Consider the following 811-nt stretch of genomic DNA (forward strand, 5'->3'; position numbering starts at 1 on the left):
CCGCCCAGGCCGACACCACCGTCCGGACCGACTCCGGGCGGCGGGAGCTGGCGGAACACCGAAGCCGCCGAACGATTCAGCTCCGGCGCCCGCCCGCAGTTGCCCGCGACCGGCAATCGTCACCAACACGCCCGGTCCGGTTTCCCGGCACCGCCGGCGCCGTCCGGGACGCCACCGGCCAGGCGCGGCCGCCGCCAGATCGCCGCATGTTCGAAATGCGCACCGTTTCGCAAAGAATCGTCCGGATCGGTTTATCTTGACGCATGCGGATTCAACCAGAATAGCCACCACGATAATTCACGGGCCGCCGACGCGGAGACACAATATTCTGCAAACGGCGGCCCAATGTTCGAATGGTGCTGGTCGCTACGACGAGACAGCCGCGCACGATCGGAGGCGAAGCTTGACCACGCATTCCTTTACTGTGGGTAAGGACCAGGAGGTCTTGGCGACGCTGCAGGCGGCGGTGGCCGGGGCGGGCATTCGGCGCGGGAGCGTGACCCTGATCGGTGCGGTGCAGAGTGCCGCCGTGAGCGTCATGCGTAAGTCCGATGAGCTTGATGACCTGGTCCGCGACTACCACCAGCCGCTCGAGCTGTCCGGCACGGGTGAGGTGGTGGAGGGCAGGCTTCATCTCCACGCCACCCTCTACGGCGAGGACTTGACGGTCGGCGGGCATCTGCACCGCGCCGTTGTCGGGGCCTTCTTCGTGAACGCCTATGTGACCGAGGTCGGTCCGGCGCCGTGATCGGTCAGCCGGGGGTCAGGCCGGTCAGGCCGGTGGGTGTGCCCCAGCCGGTCGGGCCGTCGT

Annotated in this window: 1 protein-coding gene; it reads left to right on the top strand. The window is 67.7% G+C overall.

From position 1 onward, the window contains the following. Positions 1 to 403: 403 nt before the first annotated feature. The gene (locus tag Ato02nite_RS50985; RefSeq protein ID WP_281419915.1) at positions 404 to 748 is read left to right on the top strand and encodes a PCC domain-containing protein; all 345 of its coding nucleotides are present in this window, start codon (positions 404 to 406) and stop codon (positions 746 to 748) included. Positions 749 to 811: the final 63 nt, after the last annotated feature.

This window comes from Paractinoplanes toevensis, from assembly GCF_018332695.1.
GTDB lineage: Bacteria > Actinomycetota > Actinomycetes > Mycobacteriales > Micromonosporaceae > Actinoplanes > Actinoplanes toevensis.